Consider the following 15,691-nt stretch of genomic DNA (forward strand, 5'->3'; position numbering starts at 1 on the left):
TCAGTAGCTCTCGCGCTCGGCCGTTTCGGGAACCGGGATGAACGTTGAAGCGAACCCTTCGGACGCCCTCGCCAGCACCGCAACGTCGGCGCCGACCAGCACAAAGGAGGCACCGGCGTCGAGGTAGGCGTGGGCGGTATCGGGGTTGAAGGCGTTCACGCCGGCAGGCTTACCGGCCGCTTTGGCGGCTTCAAGGCAATGCTCGACGACGGCCCTCACCAACGGGTTTTCCTGCTGTCCCAGCAACCCCATGGAGGCGGCTAGATCCGAGGGCCCCAGGAAGATGCCGTCGACGCCGTCGACGGCCAGGATCTCCTCCACAGCCGATGCCGCAGCTTCGGATTCGATCTGGACCGTGAGGCTGATGGAATTCGACGCGGAGCCAAGGTAGTCGGGAACACGGTTCCAGCGCGAGGAACGGGCCAAGGCGGATCCCACGCCGCGGACCCCATGCGGCGGATACCTCACCGCAGCAACGGCGGCAGACGCCTCGAACGCCGAGTTCACCATGGGCACCATGAGGTTCTGCACGCCGAGGTCCAGGTATTGCTTGATGACCACGGTGTCGTTCACCGGCGGCCGGACCATGGCCTGGACGGGGTATCCGCTGACGGCATGCAGCTGGGCGAGGATCGATTCGAGGCCGTTGGGGCTGTGCTCGGCGTCGATCAGCACCCAATCCAGTCCGGACCCGGCGCAGATTTCCGCTACCAACGGACTGCCGGAGCACACCCACATGCCAGCGAGTGGACGGCCAGCGGAAGCAAGGGCCGAATAAAAGGTAGGGCTCAGCTGAAGTGACATGTCACAACTCCCAACGGTCCATAGTCCGCGTGAACGCTATCCCCTTTGTACACCCACAACGGCCTGGTAAACGAGCCCGCCAGGATGATATCTCCGGCCTTCATCGAATCACCGTGCGCGGCGATCTTGTTGGCCAACCAGTGCACTCCGTTGGCCGGGTGATCGAGCACTCCGGCAGCGACCCCGGTCTCTTCCACGGTCTGGTTTTTGTAGAGGATCGCCGACACCCAGCGGAGGTCGACGGCGTCGGGACGCACCGGCCGCCCACCGATCACCATCGCACCCATGGCGGCGTTGTCAGAGATGGTGTCCACGATGGTCCGGCCCTCCATTTCGATCCTGGAGTCCAGGATTTCGAGGGCCGGAACCACGTAGTCGGTGGCGTTGAGGACGTCGAAGATGGTGCAGCCCGGCCCCTTCAAGGCACTCTTCAGCACGAAGGCCAACTCCACTTCCACCCGCGGATGCGTGTACCGGTCCCATTCCACGGAGCACCCGGTTTCGAGGACCATGTCATCAAAAATGGCTCCGTAGTCGGGTTCGGTAATGCCCGTGGCGGCCTGCATGGCTTTGGACGTGAGGCCGATCTTGCGCCCTACCAGCGTCCGGCCTGCTTCCTCGTTCCGTTGCCGCCACAACTGCTGTACGGCGTAGGAATCCTCCACCGTCATCTCCGGGTAGCGTGCGGTCAGGCGCGGCACCGGCTTGCGGTTGCGGTTCGCCTCAAGGAGTTCGTCGGCAATGGCTTCGATCGTCTTCGCGTCCATCATGGTTTAGACCTGCGCCCCCAGCTTGAAGCCCTCCGCCGTATCTGAAGCGCCTTCGGGGCGGGTGTAGGAGAAGCCGTCGGCGCCTACCGTGACAGCCATTTCGGACTTGTCTTCGCGTTCGATGATGGGCTGGGGGTTGCCGTCGAGGTCCAGGACCAGGGAAGCCTCGGTGTACCAGGACGGGACCACGGGGTTGCCCCACCAGTCGCGGCGCTGGTTGTCGTGGACGTCCCACGTGACGGTGGGGTTGTCCGGGTCGCCGGTGTAGTAATCCTGGGTGTAGATCTCCACGCGGTGCCCGTCCGGGTCAAGGATGTAGAGGTAGAACGCGTTGGACACACCGTGGCGTCCGGGGCCGCGTTCGATCCTGTCGGAGATGCGCAGGGCACCCATCTTGTCGCAGATCTGGATGATGTTGTGCTTCTCGTGGGTGGAGAACGCGATGTGGTGCAGGCGCGGCCCGTTGCCGCCGGTCAGGGCGGTGTCGTGCACGGTCTGCTTGCGGTGCATCCACGCAGCGTACGTGACGCCGTCGGAGTCCTTGATGTCCTCAGAGACGCGGAAGCCGAGGTCCTCCAGGTACTTGCGTCCGCGCGGGACGTCCGGGGTGACCTGGTTGAAGTGGTCCAGGCGGACCAGTTCGCCGGCGGAGTAGAGGTCGTAGCGCTGGGTGAGGCGCTCGACGTGCTCCACGTCGTAGAAGAACTCGTACGGGAAGCCCAGCGGATCCTCCACGCGGACGGAGTCGCCCACACCCTTGGTGAAGCCTTCCTTGCGGCGCTCCACCCGGCAGCCGAGTTCGCGGTAGTAGGCCTCGGCGGCGTCGACCTCGGCCGGGGACTTCACGCGGTAGGCGAAGGCAGCGGCTGCGGCGACCGGGCCCTTGCGGAGGACCAGGTTGTGGTGGATGAACTCCTCGAAGGAGCGCAGGTAGATGGTGTTCTCGTCTTCTTCGGTGACGTGCAGGCCGAGGAGGTCCACGTAGAAAGCGCGAGACTTGGCGAGGTCCGTGACCACGAGTTCCAGGTAAGCGCAGCGGACAATGTCCGGAGCCGGAACCGTGGGAGTGGGGATGGGGCCGGTAAAGGGGTTGCTCATGGGATTCTCTCTTCGTTGAAAGGTCTTAGGCGCCGAATTTAGGGGTGTGGACTGAGCCGAGGGTGATGTGCACGGCCTGCTGGTCGGTGTAGAAGTCGATGGAACGGTAACCGCCCTCGTGGCCCAGGCCGGAGGCTTTCACACCGCCGAACGGGGTGCGGAGGTCACGGACGTTGTGGCTGTTGAGCCACACCATGCCGGCTTCGACGTTCTGGGAGAAGTTGTGCGCACGGGTCAGGTTCTGGGTCCAGATGTAGGCCGCCAGGCCGTACTTGGTATTGTTCGCCAAGGCGAGGGCTTCGTCGTCGTTCTCGAACGGCGTGATGGCCACGACCGGCCCGAAAATTTCTTCCTGGAAGATCCGTGCGTCAGGTGCGACGTCGGCAAACACCGTGGGTGCGATGTAGTTGCCTTCGGGCAGGTGGTCGGGCCTGCCGCCGCCGGCCAAGAGGCGGCCTTCGGACTTGCCGATCTCCACGTACGATGCGACCTTCTCGTAGTGCTCAGGGTGGACGAGCGCACCCACTTGGGTCTTGGGATCGTGGGGATCACCCACCACGATGTTCTTGGCGCGGGCGGCGTACTTTTCACAGAATTCGTCGTAGATGGCCCGCTCAACCAGGATGCGGGAACCGGCGGTGCAGCGTTCGCCGTTGAGGGAGAACACCCCGAAGAGGGCCGAATCAATGGCTGCGTCCAGATCAGCGTCGGCGAACACCACACAGGGCGACTTGCCGCCGAGCTCCATGGACAGGCCTTTGAGGTTTGCCGCGGCGTTCCGGAAGATCGTCTGTCCGGTGGTGGTCTCGCCCGTGAAGGAAATCAGCGGTACGTCAGGGTGCTTGACCAAGGCGTCCCCGGCTTCCTCGCCCAAGCCGTTGACCAGGTTGAACACGCCGTTGGGCAGCCCGGCATCCTTGAAGATCTGCGCCCACAGGGAGGCGGAAAGCGGCGTGAATTCGGCTGGCTTCAGGACCACGGCGTTGCCGGTGGCGAGTGCTGGGGCAAGCTTCCAGGACTCGAGCATGAACGGGGTGTTCCACGGGGTGATCAGGCCGGCGACGCCGATCGGCTTGCGGTTCACGTAGTTGATCTGTGAACCCGGGACCTTCATGGCGTCGTCGAACTGGGCAACGATCAGGTCGGCAAAGAAACGGAAGTTCTCGGCAGCGCGGAGGGCCTGGCCCTTGGCCTGGGTGATCGGCAGGCCGGTATCGAACGTTTCCAGCTCCGCGAGGCGCGCTTCCTGGGCCTCGACAGCATCGGCGATCTTGTTCAGCACACGGGCACGTTCGCGGGGCTTCATCTTCGGCCAGGGACCGTTCACAAATGCTTCGCGGGCTGCGGCGACGGCGAGGTCGATGTCTTCCTTCTGGCCGGCGGCGGCCGTGGCGTAATTGCCGTTGGATACGGGGTCCAGGACGTCGAAGGTCTTGCCTGAAAGAGAGTCAACGAACTCGCCGTTGATGAAGTGCTGGATGTGCGTGGGGAGGTTCTCGGGGATGTAATGCTTGCTGGTTTCTACTGAGGTCGTCATCGTTGAAGTCCTTACTGGTTCTTTGCTGTGGAGAGGTAAGCGTCCAGGGTGGCGGCGCGGTGTTGTCGGGCTGCTTTTTCGATGGTGTCGGCGTCTGCTCCGGACTCGATGAGCTGCAGCAGTGCTTCGTGTTCGCGGACTGATTCCTGGGCGCGGCCGGGGACGAACCGGAACGTGGACGATCGCAGGGATGCGAGCCGGTTCCAGCCCCGGTGGACCAGGTCAAGGATGTGTGGGTTCGGGCAGTGTTCAAAGAGGACACTGTGGAAGTCCTGGTTCAAAGCCGTGAAGCGGACGGGATCGAAGTGTTCCAGGCACTCACGCATCTCCTCGTTCACCGCACGTGCCCGGGCAATCGCCACCGAATCGATCAGCGGAGCCGACAATGCCGTGGCGGCACCTTCGACGATGCTGAGGGTCTGCATCGTGTACAGGTACTCGGTGGGGTCGATTCCGGACACCGTCGCACCGACGTTGCGTTCGAACTTCACCAGCCCTTCGGCCTCCAGACGGCGGATTGCTTCGCGCACGGGAACCACGCTGAAGCCCAGATCCTCGGCGATCTTCGCCAGCACCAGCCGGTAGCCCGGGGTGTAGGTACCCTCGACGATCCTGGCCTTGACGGCGTCATAGGCCTGCTGGGACTTACTTCCGACGGCGGTTTCAGTCACCGGATGCTCCTTCCGGGCTTTGCGTGGCGTTCCACTCGGCTGTGACCCACTTCGCGTACCGCGCCTGCCATTCTTTGTTCATCGGGTAGAGCCCGTCCACGCTGTTGCCTTCCTGGACCATCTGGAAAATGAACGTCTCTTCCTTTTCCTGCTGAATGCAGTCATCCACGAGTTCATCGGCGATGGCCGGCGGGATCACCAGAATGCCGTCGGAGTCGGCCACGATGATGTCGCCGGGCTGCACGGTGGCCCCGCCGCAGGCGATGGTGATGTCCGTATCCCACGGGATATGCCTGCGTCCCAGCACGGCCGGGTGCGGGTTGGCGAAGTAGGTGGGCATCTCCAGATCGGCCACGGCGGAGTAGTCGCGGACGCCGCCGTCGGTGATGATCGCAGCTGCCCCGCGAACCTGGGCCCGCAGCGCGAGGATGTCCCCCACCGTGCCGGTACCCTTTTCTCCCCTGGCTTCCATGACCAGGATTTCGCCTTCGTTGACGGAATCGATGGCGCGCTTCTGGGCATTGAACCCGCCACCGTGGGTCTTGAAGAGATCCTCCCGATTGGGAACGTAGCGCAGCGTCCGAGCGAGGCCCACAACTTTGCGGTCCGGGCGGGTGGCCTGCAGCCCATCGATACTGACGTTGTTGAGGCCGCGCTTGCGCAGCTGCGAAGACAACGTGGCCGTCGCGACGGATTCGAGCTTGGCTTTCAACTCCGGCGTCAGCACACTTGCGGCAGCCGCCGGTTCCGAAGCCTCAAGACCCGCAGCTTCCCGCGAACCGTATGCCTCTTCCCGCTGGGTGTCATCGCTCTTGGGCTGGGCACCAAAGTCCGCGAACGGCGTCGTACCTTCCGTCACCTTGGTAACCAGCCGTCCGCTGCTGAATTCACCGCCGGTGACCTCAATTTCGACGACGTCTCCCGGCTGGGCGACCGACGCGCCGGCCGGGGTGCCGGTGAGGATGATGTCGCCTTCTTCCAGGGTGAGCAGCTGGGAGAGGTCCGCGACGAGCTGCGCGAACGGGAAGAGCAGGTCCTCCGTGGTGTCGTCCTGGACGAGATCGTTGTTGTGCCAGGTCCGGATCCGCAGCGCAGCGGGATCCACAGCGTCTGCCGGGATCAGTGCAGGACCGACAGGCGTGAAGCCGTCGCCGCCCTTGGACCGGACATTGGAGCCCTTGTCCGCGTAACGGAGGTCGTAGACGCCGAGGTCGTTGGACGCGGTAACCCACTGGACATGGCTCCACGCGTCCTCCAGCCCTACCCGGCGGGCGGCCTTGCCCATGACCAAGGCGATCTCCCCTTCGTAGCCGAGCAGCTCGCAACCGGCGGGCCGTTCAACAGTTCCCGGAGCGTCGGCCGTACCAAGCGCCAGGGACGTTGCCGGCTTCAGGAAGTAGGAGGGCTGCAGCGGCGTGCGGCCCCGCTGGGCTGCGCGGCTGGGGTAGTTGATGTGGACGGCAATGACTTTGCGCGTCCGCGCCAGCATGTCCTGGTTGACTTCCTGGGTCCGGAACTCCAGCGTCACGGGTCCTCCTCTTCGGCGAGCACGCTCCATCAAGCGTTATCAGGTACGAAATCGTATACGATAACTATGGCTCGTGATCCACGGCACGTCAACCCCTATTCCCGATACCTTCCGATGCAGGCCGAGGGAGGCAACGCGGGGAGGACGGCGACCCCTTACATACTGTCGGTGGGCTCCCGTAGGGTACCGGCATGGACATCATCCTTGTACCCGGTTTCTGGTTGGACGCCTCATCCTGGGCGGAGGTAACGCCCGCGCTGGTGGCAGCAGGGCACACAGTTCATCCGCTCACACTGCCAGGACTGGAGTCGGCCGATTCAAGCCGTGCCGGAATTGGCCTCCAGACACATATCGACGCCGTTACCTCCACCGTGGACTCCCTCGAAGGCAAGGTCATCCTGGTAGGGCACTCAGGCGGCGGGGCAATCATTCATGGCGTGGCGGATGCCCGCCCGGACCGTGTAGCCCGCGCCATCTACGTGGACAGCGGCCCCTTGGGCGAGGGCGGTGTCATCAATGATGAACTGCCCGACGACGGCGACGAGATTCCACTGCCGCCGTGGGAAGCCTTCGAAGAGGAAGACCTCGTTGACCTCACCGACGAACTGCGCAAGTCTTTCCGTGCCCGCGCGATTCCCCAGCCCAGGGGTGTCGCGTTCGACCAACAACACCTCCACGATGTGCAGCGCTACGAGGTCCCCGCCACTATCATCGCCTGCGAGTTCCCGTCCTCGCTCCTCAAGGAGTGGATGGACGCCGGGCATCCGTTCACGGCCGAGCTCGCGAGGATCCGGGACGTGGACTACATCGACCTGCCAACAGGCCACTGGCCGCAGTTCACCAAGCCCAAGGAGTTGGGCGAGGCGATCCTGCGGTCCATTGAACGTTCCAACTAGGAGCGGGGTCGCGTATTCGTTGCAGGCCCCTCCGGCGCGGCGCCGCCCTCGTCCGTCCAGTCAGCGCCCGTGCTGTCATCCAACGCGGGATCCGAGATGACGTCCGACGTGACCGTGGGCACCGTCGTGACAGTGGGCTTGGAGCTGGAATCCTGGCCTGACTTTGGGGCGCTGATACCCGGGAACAGGGTTTCGACCTTCTCGAGCAGCTTCTTTCCCGCGTCATAGAGGTTGTCCAGGATGTCCGGTACAGACTCCTGGACAGCCTCAGTAGCCTGGTGGACGTTCTGCTGGACGTCGGGGTTGTTCAGGACCTTCTCGGTGCCCCCGCGAAGCCGGCGATACACCTCCGGCCAGGATTTTGATCCCCACACGTAGCCGACGGCCACGCCAACGGCGAACAATGCCTTCCCTTTCACAGCAATCACTCCTTCCGAGGTGTTTATCCTTCGACACTAGCCGGGTAGCGCACCCGCTGTCACGCGCACATTACTAATGTGCCGATCCGTGAACATTTGCTGAATTTGAAGGAACCATCCAGCCGTTATGCCAAGGCCGGACAAGATGGAGCAGAAGACCTATTAATCGACCACCAACAGGGTGCTCCAGGTGGGGACCAAGGCAACCTCGGCCAGGCCAAGCTGAAGCGGTTCAGCGGGAAACCCCAAGGGGTAGCCAAGGGCGTTGAAGGCTCCATTCATAGCCGCCTGCCCGCAAATCCTTGGATCCCAGTGGCGGGGGCCGCGTGCCGACAATTAGACAGGTTACTTGCTACTAGTCCGCGGAGCGGCTAGCGTTACTGGTGTAGCAGCAAGACCGACCCAATCGGCAGGAGTGCTTTATTGGCCGTCGTTAACAAATTCATCGGGGTTTCGTAGCCGTTCCAATCCCCGCATTGAAAAGGGCCTTCAAGGGCCCCATTAAGGTGCCTGAACACTGGAACAGGCACCCGATGAACTGAACCTCTTCATAATGTTCATGGAATTTCCATCAACAAGAAAGAAGGAACAAAAATGGGTTTCTTTGGTTTTCTACTGCTTGGTCTTTTGGCCGGCGCTATCGCAAAGCTTATTCTTCCCGGCCGCCAGGGTGGCGGCTGGCTGGTAACCCTCCTGCTGGGCGTCGTAGGTGCCCTCCTGGGCGGCTGGATCGGCGGCCTCATCTTCGGCACAGGCCTGCAGGAATTCTTCTCCCTGACCACCTGGCTGCTGGCCATCGGCGGTTCCATCATCGTCCTGCTGATCTGGGGACTCCTCACCAACCGCAGGGCACACCATGGCTAACAACCAGAATCGGGACGCCAACGGCGAGGAACTGGACGGCCAGTATGTTGAGGGCGACTACGGCGACGCAGGCGCTTCACCGGAAACGCTGAAGGAGGACGCCGGCGGGGACTACACCGAGGGTGACTACGCCGAGAAGACGGTCCCTTCAGCTGACGCCGAGCTTGATGAGCGCAACACGGAGGACACCCCGAAGGATCGTCCGTTTTCATCCGAGCCGGACGACGAAGCCTCGGGCTCAAGCCGTCCGTAACACCTGAATACAGCAAAGAACCCGGAGGACTGCACTGCAGCCTCCGGGTTCTTTACGTTGGTCGTTCTTCCGTAGGCCCCCGACGCGTCAGGGCCGCGTTCTGCCGGGGGCTACGTCCGCAAAGTCTTGGCCTTGACCACCATGAACAACCCATACGCAATAAGGCCAACGGCAACCGCCGCCAGAAGGTATGGCCCGTACGGCTGCTCCTTGAGGGCCTTGAGGCCGCCGTCCAGCCCCGTGGATTGCTCGGGCTGGGCCCGCAAAGCTGCAATGACCACCAAGAGCCCCACAAGGAAAAGGGCTATTCCTTTGGCAATGTAGCCCACCACGCCAACACCGGTTTGGAACTTCCGCACGCTCTGGCTGGAAGACAGGGACAGGTCCCGCGTGAACGTTTGCTTGAAGCCACGCACCGCGAAAACTATGCCCGTGATGGCAACGCCCGCGCCCACTGCGACCAGCAGGAAAACCCCGAAAGGAGCTTTCAGGAGCGTGAGGGTCCAGTCGCTGGTGGATTCCCGGCTGTTCCGGCCTTTGCCCATGATGAAGGAGATGATAGTGGCGGCGAGCGCGGCGAACACCAGGGCCTGGCCAGCTGCGGAGAATCGCTTGGCAGGCTTATTGTCGGACTTCCTGCGGTAACCCAGGACGGCGTTGCCCAACTGCCACAGTGCCAACGCTGCACAAGCGGCGAAGCAGGCCCAGAGCAGGAACGGTCCGGCAGGTTGGTTAGCCAGGGATGCCACAGCCCCGGACACATCGGCTTCACCCGTGCGCCCGAACGCCAGTTGCAAGGCGATGACACCGATGAGCAGATGCAACAGTCCACTGACGGCAAAGCCGGTTCTGGCAACGATTTCGAAGGCACGGGAGTTTGAGGCGTCCTCGGCCACATCAGCCGCCTTCTTCATCTCCTCTTTGATGACAAGCCTCCTTAGCTATCGCCTGCACTCCATGGTGCCATTCGATCGTTGTCCAGGCCACCGCATTAACGACGGCGGGCAGGCACCTTTGGTGCCTGCCCGCCACGACTCGTTTGCGGGCCTTAGAACCCGACCACCGACTGAGGCCAGATACTCCTCAGGCCCACGCCGAGCGGGTTGAACTGCTCGCGTACGCTCACCACGGCCCGGGCCTGGCCCGGGACCTCGGCTGCGTGCCGGGAAGGCTCGGCCGTTCCGGCGAGCGGGCTGGACGTGACAGGCGCCGGGCCGGCACTGACGGACAGGGCGATGATCTGGTCAGGCATCTCGGTGGTCCTTCCTGGAAGTTCCATCAACTTTGTTGGCTGATGTTTCAACCATCGGACCGGGCCCTCAAGAACCCCGCCGGGTCATCTCAAGATTGGGTCAAGAATTTCCGATCTCCGCCCGACCCGCCTGAGTGGGGCCGCTGTTTAGCAGGCGCTCAATGTCGGCGAAGCCCAGCCCTGACGCGATCGCAAGATCGGGGAGCTGCGCTCCCGCCGCGGCCGCACTTCTCATGGCCTGCAATAAAGAGTCCTCTGCTCCGTCCATTTCCCACTGCAGGCTCTCAACTCGAGCCGAGGCCGCCCAGACGTCGTCCAGCAACATTGTTCGCCGCGATGGCGCAGACAGGGAGGGGGCACCCTCCTGCGCAGGCCCGGGAAGAGCTTGGGCCGTCGTTCCCGTCGTCAATGCAACAGTCATAGCGCTTCCTCCAAGGACAGATGTAACTTGATTGGCTAGTTATATGGCAATCTAACTACATGATTCCACATCAAGAAAACAGCAGTGATGCACGTCACACAAAACTGTGCGTGAGGAATCACCGCACCGGCACGTCTTATTCATGACGGCGCAGAACGCGCCGCACCCAACGCAAACCCAACGCAAACCCAACGCAAACCCAACGCATAGGAGTCAATGCCATGACCGTTCAGACGCACACCCCCGCAGACGTACCGGCCAAGAACGCCGCAGCCACCACCTCCGCAGGGGCACTCGATAAGGGCAAGGATGGTCGCGGAGCCACCACCGTCGCCGACGGCGTCGTTGCCAAGATCGCCGGTATCGCCATCCAGGAAATCCCCGGCGTCCACGCCCTCGGCGGCGGCGCAGCCAGGGCTATCGGAACACTCCGTGAAAAGGTCGGCCAGAAAGACCTCACGCAAGGTGTCAGCGTTGAGGTTGGCCAGACCCAAGTGGCTGTCGACGTCACCCTGGTCGTTGAATACCCGCACCCGCTCCAGGAAGTGGCTGACAACGCCCGCGACGCCGTTTACACGGCTATCGAGGACCTGGTGGGCATGGAAGTAACGGAAGTCAACATCACGATCACGGACATCCATGTCCCGTCCGAGGATGCGGACGCCGATGATGCCGGGCGTGAGCCGAGGGTCGCATGAGCCCCACCATTACCGGACTGGCCGTAGGCGCGGTCCTGGCTGTCGTTTCGTTGGCTTTCGGGTTCTGGGGCCTGCTGCTGACAGCCCTGTTCATGGCGATCGGAGCAGTGGTGGGCCGCTCCGCCGAAGGAAAGCTTGACCTCCGCGGGGTGCTGGATGCCTTGTCGGGCAAGCGCTCCTCCACATGAGCGGGGAAGCCGGGACCATGCCTGCCGCGACCACGCCGGCCAGGGCAGGACACACCCGAATCGCCCGTTCGGCACTGCAAAAGACGGTGGAAGCAATCACCGCCCGCGCATTCCGGGTGGACCCGCACCAAGTGCGGGCTGAATTGGAGGACGACGCCGGAAAGCTGGGCGTCAACCTCACGGTGAAGATAGCTCTTCCCCCGCTGCTGGCACCACGTAGGGACGGTGGCGGCACCGTCTTCGACCAAGCCCACGCTGTGCGCACCGAACTGGTGGCCCGGGGGCTGGAGTTGACCGGGTTGGAATTTGGCCGGGTCGATGTCCGGCTGATGGGAGCCAAGCCCCAACAGTCAAAGGAAAGGAGAGTGGAATGACCCAGGATCGAACCCTTCGGCGCATGGTCCGACGCGAAACCCATTCCTCGCGGGCCCTCCCGTCGATCATTGTGGCAAGTACCCTGCTCCTCGTTTTCCTTTGGCTGGCTGCGGAAAGCGTCCTGTGGCTGCTCAATGACCGGCCGCTGCTGGCCAGCCCGGCCCACATCCGTCAGTGGCTCGTCGGGCTCCCCGGCTCCACCGTGCCGGCAGGGCTGACCGCGGCCGGTGTCGGCTTGGGAATCCTGGGGCTCCTGCTGCTTGGCGTGGCCGTAGGCAAAGGCCGCCGCGCCCGGCGCGCGCTGGCCAGCGACCGCATCGCCACAGTCGTGGACGACAACGTCATCGCCGCCGCAGTGTCCAGCACGTCGCGCCTCGCTGCGGGCCTGGCACCGGGCCAAGTGACCACAACCGTCGGCGGACGCTCCGTGCGCGTCCAGGTGCGTCCGACGTCGGGCGTTCCATTGGACCTTGCGTCCATCAAAACAGCGCTCGACGGCGAACTGGCCGCCTACGCGCTCGACCGGCAGGTCACGGGCAAAGTCCGGGTCGCGAACGAAGGAGCGGTAGGACAATGAGACGAACCAATCGGGCGCTTAACCGCATCCTGCTGGCGATCCTGGGGATCATCCTTCTGGGCGCCGGAGCCGCACTCATCGCGGCCGGTACCCTGCCGGGAGTTGCCGACACGTGGACGACCATCGGCTCGAACCTCACGGACCAGGTTCGGCAACTGGCAAGCACCGCACCCATCCCGGGACCGGCACGGAGCTGGTGGCTGGTGGCCGGAATCGGCGTCCTCCTGCTCGGTGCTGGACTCAGCGCCGCATGGCTGGCTTCCCAAGGCGGGGGGCGGACGCCACGCCTGGCCGAACGATCCGAAGGAGCCGACGGGCGGACCGTGGTGGACGTCGGACTCATTTCCGCGGCGGTGCAGGATGCCCTCAGCGGGAACCGGAACGTCCTGGCCACATCGGTCTCCGCATGGGAATCCAGGCAGGGAACAGCATTGCGGCTCCGCATGGAAGCCCGTCACGGAAGCTCGCCGCGGGAACTGGCGGATACAGCCGAACAGCTGGTCAGGCAGATCGATTCGTGGCTGGGCCATCCGGTGCCCGTACTGGTGCGAATCACCAGCGGCGCCCGCACCCGGACGTCCGGGGCCCAGCGCGCGAAATGAGCCAACGTGATTCCGGACAGACCAACGAGGACAGGAAGGCAGGAACGTGACTGGTTCACCCGCAGCTCAGCATCAACTGGACCTCGTACCCGACGCCCTGCTGGCGGGCCGCGCGGCCGACGGCGACACTGCTGCCTTCGAAGCGCTTGCCCGCCGGCACGGTCCGTTGATGCGGGCCACTGCGCGACGATTGACCGGCTCGTTGGCAGACGCCGACGACGTCGTCCAGGAAACCCTGGTGCAGGCATGGAAGCAGCTGGACAGCCTTCGCGACCCCGCTGCGGTCAAGGGCTGGCTGTTGAGGATCGTTGGCAGCCGGAGTATCGATTACCTGCGCAAACGCCGTAACCACGCGGACCTTGATGATGCGGAGAACCACGTGGACCAACACACGCGGCCACGGCACGAAGACCCCGAGGGGAATGCCCTCAGCAGCTCACGGGTGGAGGCGCTGAAGGCGGCTCTGGCAGCCCTTCCCGAGGAACAGCGGCGCTGCTGGGTGCTCAAGGAATTCAATGACCAGAGCTACGAGGAGATTGCGCTGACGTTGAACATCAGCCCCGACAGTGTCCGGGGCCGTCTGGCCCGGGCCCGGATTACCCTGGCGCGCAGGATGGAGGAATGGCGATGAACAATCCCCGCGACACCCTCGAATGCGGGCATAGCCTGGCGGAATTGAGTGCCTACCTGGACACGGGGCAGATCGCTGACCCTGCCCACCTGGACTCATGCCCCGAATGCCAAGCGGGCCTCGCATCCCTGCGAAACCTCTCTGCTTTGGGCAGTGAGCTCCTCAGCTCGGACGTGGCCGACGCCGGTTCAGGCACTGATGACTGGATGCAGTCCATTCTCGACAACCTTCGGCTGGAACTGCGGCCGGGTCGCAGCACCCCCCTGCAGTCGGACCATCCTGATGACACCCTCTGGGAAACCGAAGGATCCATCTCGGCACTGATCCGGTCCGTTGTTGATGCACATCCAGGCACGGCCGCCGGCAAATGCCGACTGCATGGCGACGTCACCACCCCCGGGGCGCTGACCACCGTGGAGGTGGAGATAGCGGTTGTCTACGGGCACTCCATGGAGGAGCGGGCCGACCAGTTGCGGGAGGAACTGGCCAGGACCTTGGCCACCCACACCGAACTCGCCATCGAAGCCATCAACATCACCGTCACCGATGTCCTGGAGGAGCAGCCATGATCGAGCCCTTGGACGCCGCGGGCTCATCCGCGTCCACCCCTCCCACCGGCCTGGCCGAGGAACTGCTGGACGTGGTCCAATCCGTTCCTGGTGTCAGCGCGGTCTACCCCGCGCAGCCGCTGTGGCAATCCATAGCCGGCTCAGCGCTGTCCGCGGTGACAGGCGAGCCACTCCCCGTGATTGGCCTGACGGACACGGCCGGCACTCTGGCGGTCAAAGCGCGGATTGGTGTCAGCAGTCCCCGTCCGGCCCCGGCCGTAGCCCGCGAAGTAGCCGACGCGATCCGGAGGCACCTCCTCCCCCGCTCCGCCGCCGTCGAGGTTTCCGTTGTGAAAGTTGGCAGTTAGGGCATTCGCGCTCCCGCCGATGAGGTTTTCTGGTTCATAATGAACAAACTGAACACAAGTGAACTTGATGGACGGAGTCCCGCATGCTGTCCGAGGATCGCCAACAGCTCATCCTGAAGGAACTCGCCCTTCACGGATCCCTCAACGCCGGGGAATTCGCCGCCAAGATCGGCACTTCCGGGATGACCATCAGGCGGGACCTGGCGGTCCTCGCCGAGCGGGGCCTCCTGGAGCGGGTCCACGGGGGTGCCATCTCAAGCGGCGGAAAGCCTGGCCCCGGTACCGCCGGATCCACCACCTGGCGTCCCGGCGGCAGGCGGCCGCTGGCGACGGTCGGCATGATCGTGCCGTCGGCGTCGTACTACTTTCCGGGCGTGATCCGGGGTGCGGAAGCGGCGGCGCAGGAAGCGGGCGTCCGGCTGGTGCTGGGGGTCTCGAACTACTCGGGGCCGGAGGAACGGCGCCAGCTGAAACGGCTTTACGAGCACGGCGTGGACGGGATCCTCGTCACGCCCGGAGGGCAGTCGCTCGCGGGCACGGAAACACTGGGGCTGCTCGCGGAAGCGGAGGTTCCCGTGGTGGTGGTGGAGCGATCCATCGATGACGCCCTGGACCACGGCCGCCTCGAATCGGTCCGCAGCGACCACGTCCGCGGCGCGGAAATCGCCGTGAACCACCTCCTCGAGCTGGGCCACCAACGCATCGCCATCTGCCTGCGCGAGGACAGCCCCACCGCCCCACAGCTCATCAGTGGCTTCCACGTGGCCCTGCAACGGGCAGGCCATGCCCGGGACGATTCCCTGGTGCGCACCATGCCGCGCGCGCAAAACGATCCCCAGGCGCACCGGGTCATGGTGGACGGAATCCTGTCCTGGTGTGCCGGGTCGCAGGTCACGGCGGCCATAGTCCACACCGACGAGGACGCGCTCCAGTTCGCCAGCGTCTGCCAGGAAAAGGGAATCCGGATTCCGAAGGACTTCGCGATTATCGCGTACGACGACGAGATTGCGGCTTTGGGGGCAGTCCCCCTGACTGCTGTGGCACCACCCAAGTACGACGTCGGCCACCAGGCCTTGCGGATGTGCCTGGACCGCATCGGAGCCGGACGTGGAGGCACGTCCGCGCTTCAGCGGGTCAACCTTTCGCCCGCGCTGGTGGTGCGGGACTCGACGCGAAGGTAGCTTCGGCACT

21 protein-coding genes are annotated in these 15,691 nt (G+C 64.1%); 12 read left to right on the forward strand and 9 right to left on the reverse strand.

The genetic code is table 11. The features are described from left to right. Genes QRM57_RS11805 through QRM57_RS11830 form a run of 6 tightly spaced genes read right to left on the reverse strand, consistent with a single transcriptional unit; the run spans position 1 to position 6,369 of the window. The gene (locus tag QRM57_RS11805) at positions 1 to 804 is read right to left on the reverse strand and encodes an HpcH/HpaI aldolase family protein (RefSeq protein ID WP_235521148.1); all 804 of its coding nucleotides are present in this window, start codon (positions 802 to 804) and stop codon (positions 1 to 3) included. After that, positions 789 to 1,574 (reverse strand): 2-oxo-hept-4-ene-1,7-dioate hydratase, encoded by a 786-nt coding sequence (hpaH, locus tag QRM57_RS11810; RefSeq protein ID WP_284986734.1) that lies wholly within the window; start codon positions 1,572 to 1,574, stop codon positions 789 to 791. Before hpaH ends, QRM57_RS11805 begins: the two co-directional genes overlap by 16 nt. A gap of 3 nt (positions 1,575 to 1,577) precedes the next feature. Next, a complete protein-coding gene (gene hpaD, locus QRM57_RS11815) occupies positions 1,578 to 2,672 on the reverse strand; it encodes a 3,4-dihydroxyphenylacetate 2,3-dioxygenase (protein WP_284986735.1) in 1,095 nt (364 codons plus the stop codon). A 25-nt stretch (positions 2,673 to 2,697) separates the two neighbouring features. After that, positions 2,698 to 4,209: a 5-carboxymethyl-2-hydroxymuconate semialdehyde dehydrogenase gene (gene hpaE / locus QRM57_RS11820; RefSeq protein WP_284986736.1), complete on the reverse strand. Its 1,512-nt coding sequence runs from the start codon at positions 4,207 to 4,209 to the stop codon at positions 2,698 to 2,700. Between the two features lie 11 nt (positions 4,210 to 4,220). After that, positions 4,221 to 4,880, reverse strand: coding sequence for a GntR family transcriptional regulator (locus tag QRM57_RS11825; RefSeq protein ID WP_284986737.1), 660 nt, complete (start codon positions 4,878 to 4,880; stop codon positions 4,221 to 4,223). Next, a complete protein-coding gene (locus QRM57_RS11830) occupies positions 4,873 to 6,369 on the reverse strand; it encodes a fumarylacetoacetate hydrolase family protein (protein ID WP_502868643.1) in 1,497 nt (498 codons plus the stop codon). The genes QRM57_RS11825 and QRM57_RS11830 overlap by 8 nt, the downstream gene beginning before the upstream one ends. A gap of 230 nt (positions 6,370 to 6,599) precedes the next feature. On the opposite strand from QRM57_RS11830, the gene QRM57_RS11835 reads away from it, so the two are divergent. Next, positions 6,600 to 7,304: an alpha/beta fold hydrolase gene (locus tag QRM57_RS11835; RefSeq protein ID WP_284986739.1), complete on the forward strand. Its 705-nt coding sequence runs from the start codon at positions 6,600 to 6,602 to the stop codon at positions 7,302 to 7,304. On the opposite strand, the gene QRM57_RS11840 is transcribed toward QRM57_RS11835, so the two are convergent. Beyond that, positions 7,301 to 7,723 (reverse strand): hypothetical protein, encoded by a 423-nt coding sequence (locus QRM57_RS11840; protein WP_284986740.1) that lies wholly within the window; start codon positions 7,721 to 7,723, stop codon positions 7,301 to 7,303. The genes QRM57_RS11835 and QRM57_RS11840 overlap by 4 nt on opposite strands. A 594-nt stretch (positions 7,724 to 8,317) precedes the next feature. Between QRM57_RS11840 and QRM57_RS11845 the strand changes: the two genes are divergently transcribed. Together QRM57_RS11845 and QRM57_RS11850 are read left to right on the forward strand one after the other, a co-directional pair. Continuing rightward, the gene (locus tag QRM57_RS11845; protein WP_235521163.1) at positions 8,318 to 8,587 is read left to right on the forward strand and encodes a GlsB/YeaQ/YmgE family stress response membrane protein; all 270 of its coding nucleotides are present in this window, start codon (positions 8,318 to 8,320) and stop codon (positions 8,585 to 8,587) included. Further along, positions 8,580 to 8,840 (forward strand): hypothetical protein, encoded by a 261-nt coding sequence (locus QRM57_RS11850; RefSeq protein WP_257370727.1) that lies wholly within the window; start codon positions 8,580 to 8,582, stop codon positions 8,838 to 8,840. Before QRM57_RS11845 ends, QRM57_RS11850 begins: the two co-directional genes overlap by 8 nt. A gap of 110 nt (positions 8,841 to 8,950) precedes the next feature. On the opposite strand, the gene QRM57_RS11855 is transcribed toward QRM57_RS11850, so the two are convergent. Both QRM57_RS11855 and QRM57_RS11860 read right to left on the reverse strand, forming a co-directional pair. Further along, the gene (locus tag QRM57_RS11855; protein WP_284986741.1) at positions 8,951 to 9,754 is read right to left on the reverse strand and encodes a DUF1206 domain-containing protein; all 804 of its coding nucleotides are present in this window, start codon (positions 9,752 to 9,754) and stop codon (positions 8,951 to 8,953) included. Between the two features lie 134 nt (positions 9,755 to 9,888). Next, the gene (locus QRM57_RS11860; protein WP_257370725.1) at positions 9,889 to 10,092 is read right to left on the reverse strand and encodes a hypothetical protein; all 204 of its coding nucleotides are present in this window, start codon (positions 10,090 to 10,092) and stop codon (positions 9,889 to 9,891) included. Between the two features lie 642 nt (positions 10,093 to 10,734). On the opposite strand from QRM57_RS11860, the gene QRM57_RS11865 reads away from it, so the two are divergent. The 9 genes from QRM57_RS11865 (at position 10,735) to QRM57_RS11905 (ending at position 15,681) form a co-directional block, all read left to right on the forward strand. Beyond that, the gene (locus tag QRM57_RS11865) at positions 10,735 to 11,211 is read left to right on the forward strand and encodes an Asp23/Gls24 family envelope stress response protein (RefSeq protein ID WP_284986742.1); all 477 of its coding nucleotides are present in this window, start codon (positions 10,735 to 10,737) and stop codon (positions 11,209 to 11,211) included. Continuing rightward, positions 11,208 to 11,399 (forward strand): DUF2273 domain-containing protein, encoded by a 192-nt coding sequence (locus tag QRM57_RS11870; protein WP_284986743.1) that lies wholly within the window; start codon positions 11,208 to 11,210, stop codon positions 11,397 to 11,399. Before QRM57_RS11865 ends, QRM57_RS11870 begins: the two co-directional genes overlap by 4 nt. After that, on the forward strand, positions 11,396 to 11,773 hold the full coding sequence (locus QRM57_RS11875; RefSeq protein ID WP_284986744.1) for a hypothetical protein: 378 nt from the start codon (positions 11,396 to 11,398) through the stop codon (positions 11,771 to 11,773). The genes QRM57_RS11870 and QRM57_RS11875 overlap by 4 nt, the downstream gene beginning before the upstream one ends. Then, positions 11,770 to 12,351, forward strand: coding sequence for a hypothetical protein (locus QRM57_RS11880; RefSeq protein WP_284986745.1), 582 nt, complete (start codon positions 11,770 to 11,772; stop codon positions 12,349 to 12,351). Before QRM57_RS11875 ends, QRM57_RS11880 begins: the two co-directional genes overlap by 4 nt. Then, complete coding sequence (locus QRM57_RS11885) at positions 12,348 to 12,953, forward strand: hypothetical protein (RefSeq protein WP_257370720.1); 606 nt, start codon at positions 12,348 to 12,350, stop codon at positions 12,951 to 12,953. Before QRM57_RS11880 ends, QRM57_RS11885 begins: the two co-directional genes overlap by 4 nt. 46 nt (positions 12,954 to 12,999) lie before the next feature. After that, entirely contained in the window at positions 13,000 to 13,584 is a 585-nt protein-coding gene (locus tag QRM57_RS11890; protein WP_257370719.1) for an RNA polymerase sigma factor, read from the forward strand. After that, on the forward strand, positions 13,581 to 14,153 hold the full coding sequence (locus QRM57_RS11895; protein ID WP_284986746.1) for an Asp23/Gls24 family envelope stress response protein: 573 nt from the start codon (positions 13,581 to 13,583) through the stop codon (positions 14,151 to 14,153). The genes QRM57_RS11890 and QRM57_RS11895 overlap by 4 nt, the downstream gene beginning before the upstream one ends. After that, positions 14,150 to 14,500: a hypothetical protein gene (locus tag QRM57_RS11900; protein WP_284986747.1), complete on the forward strand. Its 351-nt coding sequence runs from the start codon at positions 14,150 to 14,152 to the stop codon at positions 14,498 to 14,500. The genes QRM57_RS11895 and QRM57_RS11900 overlap by 4 nt, the downstream gene beginning before the upstream one ends. 83 nt (positions 14,501 to 14,583) lie before the next feature. After that, positions 14,584 to 15,681 (forward strand): substrate-binding domain-containing protein, encoded by a 1,098-nt coding sequence (locus QRM57_RS11905; RefSeq protein ID WP_257370716.1) that lies wholly within the window; start codon positions 14,584 to 14,586, stop codon positions 15,679 to 15,681. The last annotated feature ends 10 nt before the right edge of the window (positions 15,682 to 15,691 follow it).

Source organism: Arthrobacter sp. fls2-241-R2A-172 (assembly GCF_030208885.1).
Classification (GTDB): Bacteria; Actinomycetota; Actinomycetes; order Actinomycetales; family Micrococcaceae; genus Arthrobacter.